At 40.9% G+C, this 14,165-nt stretch carries 10 protein-coding genes and 5 pseudogenes; 9 read left to right on the top strand and 6 right to left on the bottom strand.

Translation table 11 applies throughout. The features are described 5' to 3' along the window. Positions 1-340: 340 nt before the first annotated feature. Together ANSO36C_RS19565 and ANSO36C_RS19560 are read right to left on the bottom strand one after the other, a co-directional pair. Positions 341-1,987 carry an ABC1 kinase family protein gene (locus ANSO36C_RS19565; RefSeq protein WP_251960379.1) on the bottom strand — a complete coding sequence of 549 codons (1,647 nt, stop codon included), beginning with the start codon at positions 1,985-1,987 and terminating at the stop codon, positions 341-343. Positions 1,988-2,180: 193 nt separating this feature from the next. Continuing rightward, positions 2,181-3,248: a mannose-1-phosphate guanylyltransferase gene (locus tag ANSO36C_RS19560; RefSeq protein ID WP_251955868.1), complete on the bottom strand. Its 1,068-nt coding sequence runs from the start codon at positions 3,246-3,248 to the stop codon at positions 2,181-2,183. A gap of 115 nt (positions 3,249-3,363) precedes the next feature. On the opposite strand from ANSO36C_RS19560, the gene ANSO36C_RS19555 reads away from it, so the two are divergent. The 3 genes and pseudogenes from ANSO36C_RS19555 (at position 3,364) to ANSO36C_RS19545 (ending at position 6,336) form a co-directional block, all read left to right on the top strand. Continuing rightward, positions 3,364-4,884 (top strand): LCP family protein, encoded by a 1,521-nt coding sequence (locus ANSO36C_RS19555; RefSeq protein WP_251955867.1) that lies wholly within the window; start codon positions 3,364-3,366, stop codon positions 4,882-4,884. 64 nt (positions 4,885-4,948) lie between these two features. After that, positions 4,949-5,455: a pentapeptide repeat-containing protein gene (locus tag ANSO36C_RS19550; RefSeq protein WP_251960378.1), complete on the top strand. Its 507-nt coding sequence runs from the start codon at positions 4,949-4,951 to the stop codon at positions 5,453-5,455. Between the two features lie 115 nt (positions 5,456-5,570). Then, positions 5,571-6,336 (top strand): annotated as a pseudogene (locus tag ANSO36C_RS19545) (ABC transporter ATP-binding protein). An 81-nt stretch (positions 6,337-6,417) separates the two neighbouring features. Here ANSO36C_RS19545 and ANSO36C_RS19540 read toward each other — a convergent pair. Further along, a complete protein-coding gene (locus ANSO36C_RS19540; RefSeq protein WP_251955866.1) occupies positions 6,418-6,948 on the bottom strand; it encodes an orange carotenoid protein N-terminal domain-containing protein in 531 nt (176 codons plus the stop codon). 222 nt (positions 6,949-7,170) lie between these two features. Between ANSO36C_RS19540 and ANSO36C_RS19535 the strand changes: the two genes are divergently transcribed. Then, complete coding sequence (locus tag ANSO36C_RS19535; RefSeq protein ID WP_251955865.1) at positions 7,171-7,545, top strand: hypothetical protein; 375 nt, start codon at positions 7,171-7,173, stop codon at positions 7,543-7,545. A 155-nt stretch (positions 7,546-7,700) separates the two neighbouring features. Here the strand turns inward: ANSO36C_RS19535 and ANSO36C_RS19530 are convergent, their stop codons facing one another. After that, a complete protein-coding gene (locus ANSO36C_RS19530; protein ID WP_251955864.1) occupies positions 7,701-8,231 on the bottom strand; it encodes a hypothetical protein in 531 nt (176 codons plus the stop codon). A 360-nt stretch (positions 8,232-8,591) separates the two neighbouring features. Here ANSO36C_RS19530 and ANSO36C_RS19525 point away from each other — a divergent pair, with 360 nt between their 5' ends. The 3 genes and pseudogenes from ANSO36C_RS19525 to ANSO36C_RS19515 form a co-directional block, all read left to right on the top strand. Then, positions 8,592-8,837 (top strand): hypothetical protein, encoded by a 246-nt coding sequence (locus tag ANSO36C_RS19525; RefSeq protein ID WP_251955863.1) that lies wholly within the window; start codon positions 8,592-8,594, stop codon positions 8,835-8,837. Positions 8,838-9,067: 230 nt separating this feature from the next. Beyond that, positions 9,068-9,823, top strand: a pseudogene (locus ANSO36C_RS19520) (IS4 family transposase); the annotation flags it as partial. A 147-nt stretch (positions 9,824-9,970) separates the two neighbouring features. Further along, positions 9,971-10,555: pseudogene (locus tag ANSO36C_RS19515) on the top strand (IS4 family transposase); the annotation flags it as partial. A gap of 116 nt (positions 10,556-10,671) precedes the next feature. Here ANSO36C_RS19515 and ANSO36C_RS19510 read toward each other — a convergent pair. Next, the gene (locus tag ANSO36C_RS19510; RefSeq protein ID WP_251960377.1) at positions 10,672-11,307 is read right to left on the bottom strand and encodes an HAD-IA family hydrolase; all 636 of its coding nucleotides are present in this window, start codon (positions 11,305-11,307) and stop codon (positions 10,672-10,674) included. Further along, positions 11,282-12,255, bottom strand: a pseudogene (gene queG, locus ANSO36C_RS19505) (tRNA epoxyqueuosine(34) reductase QueG). Before queG ends, ANSO36C_RS19510 begins: the two are co-directional and overlap by 26 nt. Positions 12,256-12,656: 401 nt before the next feature. On the opposite strand from queG, the pseudogene ANSO36C_RS19500 reads away from it, so the two are divergent. Both ANSO36C_RS19500 and ANSO36C_RS19495 read left to right on the top strand, forming a co-directional pair. Then, a pseudogene (locus tag ANSO36C_RS19500) lies at positions 12,657-13,124 on the top strand (helix-turn-helix domain-containing protein); the annotation flags it as partial. A gap of 263 nt (positions 13,125-13,387) precedes the next feature. Continuing rightward, positions 13,388-14,143 carry a metallophosphoesterase family protein gene (locus tag ANSO36C_RS19495; protein ID WP_251955862.1) on the top strand — a complete coding sequence of 252 codons (756 nt, stop codon included), beginning with the start codon at positions 13,388-13,390 and terminating at the stop codon, positions 14,141-14,143. Positions 14,144-14,165 lie beyond the last annotated feature (22 nt).

The following is a 14,165-nucleotide window of genomic DNA, read 5'->3' as shown; positions in this document are numbered from 1 at the left end:
TGCAAGATTAGGCAGAATTGGGATAAGTGATATCATGTCCGGTTAAAGACTTATCATTAAGACCGCAGTGGTTATGGGGCAGTGAGCAGGGGAAAAGAGAGTTTTAAGATTTTTGCATAGATGCTCGGAATAATAACTAATTAAGCGGACATGATATGAGTGGTTAAGAATAAATTAAACTATGTCTTTTGTAATGCAAAATTAATTAAATTAGCTCATAATAAGCGGCTCTTGCCATATTTTAAGGGCTGGAGCCGCTTACTATTATAAACTTGTTATTATTTTGAGATTTTAGATTTTTTTTTAATCAAAAATCCAAAATCCAAAATCTCAAATGGTTTTACCGTAAACGTCCCGATCGCAATGTACTAACAATTAACCACAAACCCAATAAACTAGCAACTGCAAACAGGGTCGTACTTAAAAAAGATAGCTGTGTTGTCTGCGCTCTGGTGGAAATAATTGCTGCACCCATAATCAGCGAACCCACTAATATACTAAAAGATAGCCTGTTAGCTGCATCATCCATAGTGCGCCGCACACCATCTAACCCCCGCAGCGATAGATTCCACTGTAAAGTTTCTGAGGTAACTCGGTCTAATAACAGTTCAATTTGGCGAGGAGATTGGAGAGACAGACTTTTAATATCTAAAGCTGTCCGTAATAGCGATCGCACTGGATTATCGCCTAGTAACTGCCGACGAAACAAGTCTGTAATTAATGGTTTAACTTCATCAAAAAAGTTAAGATCCGGGTTAAATGTCCGCGCTACACCCTCTAAATTCGCTAGGGTTTTGGCATACAGACCCATATTGCTAGGTAATCTAATTTTATTGTTACGGGCAACTTGTAAAACTTCATAAATTATCTGACTGAAGTTTATTTGCGTCAAGCTGACATTGTGATACTTTCGCAACATGCGATCGTAATCATTTTCTAACCGTGATAAAATTACTGGTTGAGCAGAATCTGATAGCTGCAAAGTTAATTGAGCGCATCTTTGAGCATCTAAATCAACGATCGCTAACAACATCTCTGTTAATATCTGCTGTGTCCGGGGATCAAGTCTTCCCACCATGCCACAGTCTAAGAGGGCGACACGACTATCTTTGAGATAAAACAAGTTTCCTGGATGGGGATCGGCGTGAAAAAAGCCATCAATATATAGTTGTTGGAAAAATACCCGAAATAACAAAGTAGTTATTTCTTTACGCTTGAGGGCAGGGTCTTTAACATTGGGGTCATTATCCAAATCCGCCGACAAGAACGGCACCCCATCCAGCCATTCCATTACCAGTAATTTCTCTGTGGTCAATTCCCAGTTAATTTCCGCAACCACTATTTGCGTGGGATCAAACCAGCGACTTTTAGATAAGTTACGCCGCAGTTGGTCTGTAAAACCCGCTTCCCGTGTAAAATCTAACTCGGCTTCTAGAGCTTTGGTAAATTCTTCGGCGATGGATTTGATTTCATAGGTTTGTCCAAACTCAGTCCGCGCCACTAAATCCGCAATACCTTGAATTAAAGCAATATCTTGGGCAATAGTCAGATCGATTCCCGGACGTTGCACTTTCAGAGCAACTTCTCGACCATCTGCTAATGTAGCGCGATGTGTCTGAGCAATTGATCCCGCCGCTACTGGGATCGGGTTAACTGTCTTGAAGGTTTCTGCTAGTGGGCGTTTTAATTCTTTGCGAAGGATTATTTCTATCTCTGACCAAGGTACTGGCGGTACTTCGTCTTGTAAAGTTGATAGTTCCTCAATATAGGCGGCGTTTAGTAAATCGGGACGGGTAGAAAGTAGCTGACCAAGTTTGACGTAAACTGGCCCCAAATCTACCAAGATATTTTTTAAAACCGCAGGTGTAGGTAGCTGGGGTTCATCAGCTTTGCCACCAGTAAGTAACCTTCGCATATAGTCCCAGCCATTGCGAAGGAATACTTCAAGAATTTCTCGTTGACGGGGAACAGTTTGGGTGAGGAACATTTTGGGGAATAGGGAATTGGGGATTGGGGATTGGGGATTGGGCATTGGGCATTGGAATGGGGATATGAGAAAGATGAAGTGGACAAAGAAAGAATTTTCTCAATGCCCCATGCTCCATGCCCCATTCCCAATTCCCAAAGTCAAGTTATAATGGGAAAATAGGCTTTTTCGCCTCTACCAAGGGTTTTAACTTTTATAGCAGGTCAGTAAATCGGGAATCGCTTTGGAGAATTTTGAGGATCTGCTTGATTTCCTGGGTACGTTCTTTTTTAACAACGAGGGTGACATTGCGATCGCGCACAATCACCACGTCCTCTAAACCAATTGTAACAACTACATCCTCTGGATTTGAGGCGTAAATAATCGCCCCCTGCGTATCTAGCCCTACGTGCGTACCAAGTTCCACATTGGGATTCTCTTCTGTTTTGAGTAGGCGTTCGATCGCATTCCAATCTCCCAAATCATCCCAACCAAAATCAACTGGCAAAACGTATGCTAGAGTTGTCTTTTCCATTAGCGCATAGTCTATACTCTTCTTAGGCAACTGGGGATAGATATCAGGGCCATGTTGTTCTAAAGGTTCGATAATTTCTGGTGCATGGGTATGTAGTTCTTTGAGAACAACCCCTGCCCGAAAAACGAACATTCCACTATTCCAGCTAAAACGTCCCGTAGATAAAAAAGTTTCTGCCGTTTCCCGGTTAGGCTTTTCAGTAAAACGGTTAACGTGATAAGCTGGCAACTCATTAAAGCTACCTATTTTTTCACCTTGTTCAATGTAGCCGTAACCGGTTGATGGAAAAGTAGGCTTGATCCCCAGTGTAACGATCGCTGCTGTGCTTGCTGCTAGTTGCGTAGCCGCCCTTAATGTGTGTGCAAACGCCTCTTGGTCAGCGATCCAGTGGTCAGCAGGGAAAAAGCCAATAACAGCGTCTTCTCCATAGCGCTGTTTGATTTCTAAACTTGTCCAAGCAACGGCTGCGGCAGTGTCTCTGCCTTCTGACTCAATCAGCAAGTTTTCAACTGGTAGATCAGGTAATTGTTGTCTTACCCCTTCAGCTATCTGACTAGAAGTAATTACCCACAAGGAATCCCACCCGCCGCCACCGAGTTCTATTAATCGATCGGCGGTTGCTTGTAATAAACTTCTAGAGCTACCATCAAGACTTAAAAATTGCTTGGGTCGGTCTTTGCGGCTCAGGGGCCAAAAACGTTCACCTTTACCACCAGCAAGGATCACGGGGAACAATAAAGTATTCATGTTGTCATACACGCCTACCGAAGAACATTACAAGTTTACAGTGAGCTTTTCCACTGGCAATATTTGTAGCTTGGATTAACATACTTTTAGGGAGTGGTTGAGTGGGGAGATAATTGTGATAAAACAAGTCGAATGGTCGGAAAATCCGGTGACATCTCAACAAGTAGAATTTCAAACTGAGGTGCGATCGCAGCAACTTCAACGAACAGAAAATCAAGTAACGCCTGCACCAGTAGTAGCCGACTCAGAGGAGGAGGATGTCGAACTAAACCAGCCAGCGAATCCAAACCGTAGTGTCGTCGAATCAGTAGGCGCAATTCCCAATCAGCTTTATGAGAGACTGGGCTTGACCATGCCTCGATGGCTGTTGTGGATCATGACGGTTGTCATCGGCGTTATATTATCTGGGTTGCTAGTATCAACGTTAGCGTTGTGGACTCCTTTGTGGAGCAATCTAGATCGAACAGATGAAGATTTAGGAACTACTGGTAAAGACGACGTAAAAATACCATTACCAGGGGAGTTATGGAGCAAACTCTCCCAGTACCAGCTTTCACGACCGATGAATATTTTAATTATGGGGATTGAACCAGTCAATGGTACGGTTGATGGTTCACCAGAAAGCTTTGCTGGAAAAAGCGATTCCATGCTGCTGGTACGGCTTAACCCTAGTGAAAAATCTGTACGAGTGCTTTCGATTCCCAGAGATACAATGATCGCTATCCCCGAAAAGGGAGAAAAGGGATTAACTAAGGTATCTGATGCCAATGCCCAAGGCGGCCCAGTTTTGGCAGCACGGGTAGTTAGTCGTACCTTAAACAATGCCCCAATCGATCGTTATATCCGCATTTCTACTAGTGGCTTACGGCAGTTAGTCGATCAGTTAGGCGGAGTTGAGGTCTTTGTTCCCCAATCAATGGCATATAAAGACTCCAGCAGTCGATTGTCGATTAATTTAGTCAGTGGCTGGCAAACCCTCAACGGCGAACAAGCAGAACAGTTTGTTCGATTCCGTGAACCAGGTTTGGGAGATTTGCCGAGAGTGCAGCGTCAGCAAGCACTCATAGCAGCCCTGCTGCAACGCTTAAATAGTCCTACTGTCTTACCCAGGTTGCCTCAATTAACTCGCTTAATGCGAAAATACTTTGATACCAACCTGAAGATGGAAGAAATGATGGCGTTGGTAAACTTCGGTCTCAACCTCGATCGGGATAATTTCCAAATGACCGTGTTGCCTGGTACATTTAGCCGTTTTAGCAAAGATCCTGATAGCTATTGGCTGAATATGACTGGACAACAGAGCCTGTTGAATGATTATGTTGGGGTAAATGTACCTGGTCTAAAACCAGATATGCGTCAGGTTCCTAACCTCAAAATTGCTATTCAAAATGCTTCCAATCAACCTCAGCTAACTGAAAAAGTTATTGCTTATCTGAAACAGAAAGGCTTTACTAATATTTACAAAGTGCCTGATTGGCCAGATACCCAACGTCAAACTCAGATTGTTGTCCAAAAAGGCAACCGACGAGTGGGAGTTGATTTGCAAAAAGTCTTAGGCTTGGGTCAAATTGAGGTAGCGGCAATTGGTGATTTAGAATCTGATCTGACAATTCGCATTGGTAAAGATTGGAAATAGGTAAGAGTCATTAGTCATTAGTCATTGGTTAAATGACAAAGGACTAATGACAAATAATAAAGTTATGAAAAAGATTTTACTGCGCTTTTTTGGTTTAATCGTGATTTTGCTACTAGCATTTGGGTGGATAATACTTAACCCCAAACCAGCTTTTGCTCAAATAAACACAATTAATTACAACAATATAAATTTAGAAAATCGTGACTTTTCTCATACTGATTTGGCAGGTGTGACTTTTGTAGCAGCAGAAATGCGGGGGACGAATTTCCAAGGGGCGAATTTAACCAACGCAATTTTGACTAAAGGAGTTTTATTAAAGGCAAACCTGGAAGGCGCAAACTTGAGTGGCGCTTTAGTAGATCGCGTGACTATGGATGGTGCTAACCTGAGAAATGCAATTCTTACAGAAGCAACTTTGACTCGCAGCCGTTTTTATGATGCCGAAATTACAGGCGCTGATTTTACAGACGCTTTAATTGATCGTTATCAGGTGTCACTATTGTGTGAAAGAGCTGATGGGGTAAATCCGGTTACGGGTATGTCAACGCGAGATAGTTTGGGTTGTCGATAGTCAGGTAAGGCGATGTGCAATTTATTCTAAGGTTTAAAAGAAAGTTGCACATTGCGTAAGGAGTGTTATGGCGATCGCAATAATTGCCTTTCTACCAACTAACAACTAAATACTTATGGCAAATACTATTTCAATTACCGATTCTCCAGTTCCCAATCCCATCCCGAAATCAACAATTATTCGTTTGGAAAATATTTTTAAAATATATGGCAGTGGCGAAACTGAAGTTCGAGCGCTAAGTGATGTGAATTTGACTATCCACGAGGGCGAATATTGTTCAATTATGGGGCCTTCTGGTTCTGGTAAATCTACAGCCATGAATATTATCGGCTGTTTAGATCGCCCGACTTCTGGACACTATTATCTAGATAATCTCGATGTGGCCCAAATGAATGATACAAATTTGGCACACATTCGTAATAAAAAGCTGGGGTTTGTCTTTCAACAATTCCATTTATTGCCCCAACTAACAGCATTAGAAAATGTGATGCTGCCAATGGTGTATGCTAGCGTGAGTCCAAAAGAAAGAAGCGATCGCGCAACAGTAGCACTGACACGAGTAGGTTTAGCCAATCGCCTCAATAACAAACCAACTCAACTATCTGGTGGACAACAACAAAGAGTAGCGATCGCTCGGGCGATTCGTCAATGATCCCGTAGTATTACTAGCCGATGAACCCACAGGCGCACTTGATTCGCGCACAACCCAAGAAGTCTTAGATATTTTCGGCCAACTTAATGATAGTGGAATTACCGTTGTTATGGTGACACATGAACCAGAAGTTGCTCGTCAAACCGAGCGCATCCTTTGGTTCCGTGATGGTCAAGTAGTACACTCAAATTTAACCCCAGATGACTTGAGTCAGTTAGCTTTCTCATAATTAAAGTCCGCATTCGCGGACTTGCCTGCGGGAGGCTATGCAAACATTTGTATAGCGGCGACTCGAAGTCGCCAAGGCTGATTACAAACTTGACGTTTTTCCAGTTTCTGCTTGCGTTGCGATCGGCTTGACATCGGTGTAACCCAATTCACCAGCTATTGTCCGAAATATTGAAATTTGCTCTTCAAAATCTAGCCCTTCAGTTTGGGAAAGTAGATCATTAATTTCCTTACTTGGCTCGTAGTTAGCTGGCATCCCAACCACTTGATTTCCCATAGCTACCGCCCAAGCATACCAAACCAACAGCTGGTTGTTTTCTTTGATCGACCCATAAGCGCGAGAATACTCCGTATCTTTGCGGTTAACAATATCCCGCATAATTGCTAGTTGCTCATCATCAGATAATTCAAAATAATCTCCTAGCAAAATTGGTGCTAATTCTGGTTCAGCCGCAGTCGGAACAGCTGGCGTCACAGAATCACCCATTTTTTTATAAACAAAATAAAACCAAGCTAATTTGGCATCGGTATCTAAGGCGTTAAACGCATCCACCAAATTTTGAGTTTCATTGCTTTGGGCTTGAGAAATAGTTTTGTCATAACTTGCAGTCATTATTATTTATCTCCAAGGGAATTTAACAGGCCAAACTAAGTCGTACCAAAGTTTGAGAACCAGATTCTAGTATCAATAGAATGATTTAAATTAATTAAAAATTACAGCTTTTATCTACCTTTTAATAGAGGTAAAGTCACTCCTTAAGAAGCAAGAAATTGGCGAATTGCTTTGCTAATATCGCTTAAGTAAGCAATAAAAAATTTACTTAAGGTTTTAATTATGCCCGATGAAGTAAAGCCCAATTTAAATGAAGCTCCCACCCATGATGCACAATTAGCTGCCGAAAGCATAGCTAGTGGTGAGGAAAAAGCGCCAAAGGTCGATTTTGATGCTGATTATGCAACAGCACAGCAATTCAGCGTGAGTGATGTTGATCGCACAAGTGAAGGAGCAGCAGCAGCCGAAGCAGCCACTGCACCTAATTATCAAGCCTCTAAGCCACAAGAGACAAAAATTCAAGCACAATCAACTGGTAATCCTGATGATTATTTAGAATTAGCAAAAGAAGTTGGGAATTCTAAGACTGAGGGTGTAGGTAATGTCACTGATGAGCTAGTACAACAAGCTTTGGAAAAGGGTCAACCGAAAAAGTAATTTTCCCAACCCAACATTTCTGCTCCCACTGTATTGACCCTTCTCTACGAGACACTACGCTCAGAATCAACGCCTCGACTTCACTCGGCGTTGATTCTCATTACTGTATTCAGAATGGCTAAATTCTTCAAGAATGCCATAATTTACCCAGTAGCTCAAAAGTAACGTTTACCTGCCATCAAACCAATCCCAATTACACACATACCGAATAGTGTTGCCTTAGTGCTTGGTTCTGGAACTTTCTTCGGTGTCTGGAAGGAACCACTCAAAAAAGCTTGACCTTTCAAGGGAGCATTTGGATCTTGATCGAGTGACTCAATTTCACGAAAGTTAAATATACCTGTAGCACCGCTAAAGTTGCCTGTACCACCATTGATAGTGATATTACCAGAACCTACTAATTGGCGGTTGATAAAGTCAAATGAGGCAGTAGCGCTACTCCTGCCAAATAATTTATCATCACCACTACCAAAAAACTCGTCTCTGCCGATTGGTAAGCCTTGCAAACCAAATATTGCTGGATCTTGAACGAATACAAGGTTTCCAGTATCGGGGTCAACCCTGCTGTAATTGTCGATACTTGAAAAGTTAGTTAAACCATACTCAGCATCAGGATTAAAGCCTGAGACAAATGCTTTTGATACGTCGGTTGATGGGATAGGTGTCAGAGTAACTTCTGTACTCATATACTACCTCAAATGGAAAAGTAGTTTGAGCGATCGCTTTTGCTGTACTCGCACCCACGCCGAGTAAAGAGAAAACTAATGGAACAAGACACACCCGACTATATGATCGCAGTGTCATTTAGGAGCCTCCCGGATCAAAAAATATTGAAATTTACAACGAACAGAATCTTTATTTGCTACAAGCCAAAGAATAAGTTCTTTGATCTATAAAGGGATAGGTGCAAAATTTAAATTGGATTTTCCAACAGTTCTTGAAACATCATCTCATGTAATTCCACCTTTAATGCGGATATTTTGCCCAGCAGGGGGTTACAGATGTGGATTGGTGGAACTTAAACTAAAACTTCTTTAAAATAAGTCTTGTTTCCAGCCTCAAGTAAAGTATTCGCCGTCTCCGGCTGGGAACTAGATAATCTGGTAAAAGCTTTTTATAGAGTGGCTTGCAACTTTAACTTTATACCAATTAACACCGTTACTTCTATAGCGGTTCCCACTCAGATGCAGTACAACATTATATCGCCAGGTGTAGGGGCACGGCAGTGCCCATTGGTGTCAACTTTAGTTAGAAATCCCTTCGTGTTGCCCTCCTCACCCGCCAGAGAATAAATTCTCTGGCTAATAGCTTAAGTCTACTTCAGTAGACTCAAAATTTTGGGGGCTATTTAGTCATCTAAAGATGACTTTTGCTATGAGCAAGGAACTGAAGTTCCTTGCAGGACATTGGTTCTACGTTAAGTTGACACGTATGGGCAGTGGCCATTGGTGTCAACTTAAGCAAAAAGTAAGCAAAAGATGTAATCTAAGAACATTAATAATGATGTTCTTAGAGATACATCATGGCAAGAAAACGCCCAGCGCGAACAGGAAACCCAGACCTGCGGCAACAAAAACAAGTACCGATGCCGCCAATAGAGGAAATTGAGCAAAAAATCTACTCATTACTATCTCCGCTCAACTTTAAACCCTTGAAATTTTACGAAACGGAAGAAAAGAAACCATTCCGCGACAGAATACTGACCTTATCGGTAATGATGGCGATCGTTGTGAGTTTAGTATATCGTCAGATTCCTGGATTAAGAGAAGTGCAAAGAGTCCTATGCGAAGAAGGATTGTTGTGGGCAGGTCGGATTGAAGTGAGTGCCCAAGCAGTATCAAAACGATTGAGAACACTGCCAATAGAATTATTTGCACAAATTTTTGAGCAAGTAATGGAAAGAATCAATGTGCAGCCACAAAATCAAGCAGTACCAGAGAATTGGCAGCCAGTATGCGCCAAATTTACAGCTATCTGGATTGCTGACGGTTCAACCCTAGAAGCACTAAGACGCAAACTCAAAGTACTACAAGAACAAGAAAAAACACTTGCTGGCAAAATTATGATGGTGGTAGAAGCATTTAGCCATCGCCCAGTCACAACCTGGTATACGCCTAACAGCAAAGCTAACGATAAAACTTGGTGCGAACAATTACTTGAACGCTTACCAATTGGTGGATTGCTGATTTTTGATTTAGGATTTTTTAAGTTTCCTTGGTTTGATGCGTTCACCCAAGCTGATAAGTTTTTTTTGACAAGACTGCGAGAAAAAACTTCTTAGGGACTTCCAAGAAATAAATTATTCCAATTTCTGGACTCAACACGACTGTTCCTCCCCCTGCTCCCTGCTCCCTGACCCCCTGCCCCCTGCCCCCTGCCCCCCTGCCCTTAAAACGATGGGATATTTTTTTATTTGGAAGTACCTTACAAGGTGATACGTTGTTTGGCCAATACCCCATTCTATCGTGATGAAATTATATCTATGGGGGAATATCGCTCTAACCCTTGCCAGCACCCAGTGCGTTTAGTTTCTGTTTTGTGGGGTTCAACTTGGTACTATTACCTGACAAATGTACTCGACCCACAAATTTTATCTGCACAGCACGTCTGTGAATTATATCGCAGGCGTTGGCGCGTTGAAGATGCTTTTCTGCTCACAAAAAGGCTTCTAGGTTTAGCTTATATTTGGGTTGGGGACAACAATGGCGTACAAATCCAGATTTTTGCTACTTGGATTTTTTATGCTGTTCTTAACCAATTATGTATCGATATAGCGTTGGCGCAGCCCGCCGTAGGCATCGCTCTTAGCCAACCTTTAGACCGAATTTCTACAGAGATGGTTTTTCGTGGTTTATACCATTTCTCTCAAGCTGTTCTACGTAGTGATGCCAGTGAGGTTGTTCCTTATCTTGTGGAACGTCAAAAGCTGTTTGGACTAGTTAAAACCAGGCGTAAGCGCCATCGAGAGATTGACGCTTACACTCAACAAATTTGGGCTTTATCTTCTTAAGTTGACACCAATGGGCACTGCCGTGCCCCTACGGGTGTACCTCACGTAAACGAGAACCGCTATATACAAAGTTGCTGGATGAGTATATTTAATTTCACCAGATGTCTATTAATTGATTAACGACTATTCATTACTTCTAGTAGTTCGCTAGGTTGCTGAATTAAATAATCTGGATTTTGCTTGGCCAGTACTTCCGATGAGTTAAAGCCCCAAGTCACTGCAATCACTTGGATATTTGCTTTCTTTGATGCTTCTATATCTCTGGTTTCATCTCCAACATAAATAACTTCTTGAGGTTTGAGTTGTTTTTGCCTCAGTACATTATTAATTATCGTTGTTTTACCAAAAATTGTAATTCCTGAGTAGATAAAATCAAATAGATGATTTAGTTCGTTAATTGTCAAAAATTGTGTAACATTTTCTTTAGAATTAGAAGTGATAATACCCAGTTTGTATCCTTGATTTTGCAGTTCTATTAATGCTTCTTTAATTCCTGGAATTGGCTTTAATTCTGGAATTTTGCTTTTTAATTCTCCTTTAACTTTTTTAACTAAAAAAGGTATCTTAAATAGAGAAACTCCTGAGTACTTAATGATTTCCCTAGATGTTAAGTTCTTGAGAAGGGCTAATTGCTCTGGGCTTATGTGTCTATAACCAAAGTCTATAGCTAGACGATTAGCAATACTTACAAGGGCATCTACTGTATCAGCAATTGTGCCATCAAAATCAAAAATAATTACTTTTGGGGTCATTCTTTGTCTGGATGCGTCAAGATTAGCTAGGGCGTTGCGTCGTAACATTTCTGGCTTAATCCGCCGCAAGGCAGATGCTGGAAATCGTTTATCCCACTCCTGCTCTGAGATTTTGGCTAATTCTAACAGGTTGGGAGCAATATTCTCAGGATAAGGCTGAAATTCTGTAATATCAGTTGTTTGAGCAAAACGTTGATTCCAAGGACAAACATCTTGGCAAATGTCGCAACCAGCAACCCAACCTTGCAAATGAGGCGTGATTGTCTCTGGTAATTTCTCGGCCCGATTTTCAATGGTATGATAAGCAATGCAGCGATTAGCATCCACAACAAAAGGCTGCGTAATTGCACCTGTAGGACAAGCCTGAAGACAACGAGTACAGCTACCGCAGTGTTCTGTATGCGGGCGATCGCTCTCTAATTCTAAATTAGTCAACACTTCTCCTAAAAATACCCAAGAGCCAAATTCGCGTGTAATCACATTACCATTCTTGGCAATCCAACCAATTCCGGCAAGTTGAGCCAACACTTTATCTTGCACTGGGCCAGTGTCTGCATAATAAATAGCTTTTACGCCTGGATCAAGCGATTCTAGCCACATCGATAGCTGCTTGAGTTTTTTATGCATCACCTTGTGATAATCTCTTCCCCAACCATAACGGGAAATTTTGGCGTATTCCTGACTTTCAGGACGTTGATGTGGTGTGTAGTAATTCAGCGCCACACATACTAGCGATCGCACTTCTGGCATCACTAAGCGGATATCCTGACGTTTTGGGTTGGCCATCCATTTCATATCGGCGTGATAACCCAGTTCAATCCATGCTTGTAACCTCTGCGCTTCTGTGGCATCTAACCTATCTACAGCAGTAATTCCAACTTTGTGAAAACCCAACTCGCTGGCTTTTTCTTTCACCACACTGCTGCTTGTTACGAAATGCTGATTCATTTTTTTATTGGGATTTCGCCTAACTAAAGGCGCTACAATTATACATTAATCTAGTCAATACTTTGTTTAAAATTTGTTACTTTCTCTATAATAGATAGCCTCAAATTCCTACACAGTTGTAATACACCTTACTTTATAAATAGGCTCTAAGCCCGCATTTCTCACAAGCTCAAGGCGTTTAATGGAGCAGAAGAGAAGTAATGAGTAATGAGTAAAAACTTCTGGTTCTTCCGGTAGTTTTATGCTAATTATTAGAATTAGCTGAATTATAATGACTATAATTTACTGATAGCAATGCCTACAATATATATATGATAAATATTTAAGAGATATTAAATATTATGTAAAATTACCAAAATTATAGTATATATTATAATTTTGTTAGTTTTCAGGTATTTACTATGAAGTTTCCTGTAGAGCAAATCTTGAATCTTCCCGATATGAAAGTATTAGATTTTCAAGAACTTGTTGGGGAAGAAATAATTATAACGATAGAAAAAAGCGTGAATTATTCGGCTTGTAATTCCTGCGGAAAAATTACCCACAGTATACATCAAAATCATTGGAGGATGATTCATGATTTACCTTGGAATAAAAAATCGGTGTTATTAAAAATAAATCGTCGCCAATTTAAATGTCACAAGTGTAAAAAAGTCTTTAGTGAAAAACTAGATTTTGTAGATAAAAGTAAAGGATATACAAAAAGATTAGCGACGGATATAGTGCAACAAGTATTAAATAGTAATATCCGTAGTGTTGCCCAAAGAAACGGCTTAAGTGATGAAGAAGTAGAATCAATGTTAAAAAAGCAAGGGTCGCAAATATTAAATATTAACTTAAGTCAGGTTAAAAAGTTAGGTATAGATGAAAAATCTAGTGATCAATATGGCAAGTGCCTAAATTCTTAGCTAAATATTTTAAATTAGCAGAAAAATCTAGTTTTATGCCATCGTTATTATAAGTGATATGTGAAAAACAACTGCTCTTGTATATATTTGATAAGTTAAGTTTATTACTCGTACAACAATTAAATTAAAATAAACATTATCCAGTATTTTTACCTTCTATTGCGGAACGCAGACAGCTTAAACTGTAGCAGAAGTATTAGCCAAACTATTGCAGCTAAGAGACAATGAGCGAAACTAGCCCCAGACGAATTGTAATTGGGGATGTACATGGACATTATGAAGGTTTAATGACATTGTTGGAGGCGATCGCCCCCATGTCAGAGGATCAAGTTTATTTTCTGGGTGACTTAATTGATCGCGGGCCTCATAGCGCACAAGTAGTTAATTTTGTCAAGCGAAATAACTACCCGTGTTTGCTGGGAAATCATGAGCAGATGTTATTAAACATTCTGACCAATGAAAGGACTTCTTCTTCGACGATGCAAGCATGGCTGTATGGTGGAGGGCAAGCTACCGTGGCTAGTTACCAAGAGGCTCCAATTCCTGATGACCATCTGGATTGGTTGAAAAATTTGCCTACATACCTTGACTTGGGGGATATTTGGTTAACTCATGCTGGTGTTGACCCTTCCAAATCGGTGGCAGAACAAACTGCTGACCAACTCTGCTGGATACGAGAGGAATTTCACAGCATTGAAAAACCCTACTTCCTAGATAAGCAAATTATCATCGGTCATACCATTACCTTTACCCTGCCGGGTGTTTCTCCGGGAAAACTAGCACGGGGACAGGGATGGCTAGACATAGATACTGGTGCCTATCATCCCCGGAGTGGGTGGTTGACTGGACTCGATGTCACAAATAACTTGGTTTATCAAGTTAATATCTTTAAAAACTATATCCGTACCCTGCCTTTAGAAGAGGTTGTAATTACAATTGATCCAGCCAAAATCAAGCTTGATCGTCGCAATAGGAATTGAGCAATATTTGAGATGAGAGGGA

Origin of the sequence: Nostoc cf. commune SO-36 (assembly GCF_023734775.1) — a bacterium.
Lineage (GTDB): Bacteria > Cyanobacteriota > Cyanobacteriia > Cyanobacteriales > Nostocaceae > Nostoc > Nostoc commune_A.
The sequence above is the reverse complement of the archived record's forward strand: the minus strand, read 5'-3'. Positions and strand labels throughout refer to the sequence as shown.

Bases quoted from the DNA above. Each gene is read 5' to 3' on its own strand.
- ANSO36C_RS19565 (WP_251960379.1), bottom strand. From the start codon at position 1,987: ATGTTCCTCACCCAAACTGTTCCCCGTCAACGAGAAATTCTTGAAGTA.
- ANSO36C_RS19560 (WP_251955868.1), bottom strand. From the start codon at position 3,248: ATGAATACTTTATTGTTCCCCGTGATCCTTGCTGGTGGTAAAGGTGAA.
- ANSO36C_RS19550 (WP_251960378.1), top strand. From the start codon at position 4,949: ATGAAAAAGATTTTACTGCGCTTTTTTGGTTTAATCGTGATTTTGCTA.
- ANSO36C_RS19540 (WP_251955866.1), bottom strand. From the start codon at position 6,948: ATGACTGCAAGTTATGACAAAACTATTTCTCAAGCCCAAAGCAATGAA.
- ANSO36C_RS19535 (WP_251955865.1), top strand. From the start codon at position 7,171: ATGCCCGATGAAGTAAAGCCCAATTTAAATGAAGCTCCCACCCATGAT.
- ANSO36C_RS19530 (WP_251955864.1), bottom strand. From the start codon at position 8,231: ATGAGTACAGAAGTTACTCTGACACCTATCCCATCAACCGACGTATCA.
- ANSO36C_RS19510 (WP_251960377.1), bottom strand. From the start codon at position 11,307: ATGACCCCAAAAGTAATTATTTTTGATTTTGATGGCACAATTGCTGAT.
- ANSO36C_RS19495 (WP_251955862.1), top strand. From the start codon at position 13,388: ATGAGCGAAACTAGCCCCAGACGAATTGTAATTGGGGATGTACATGGA.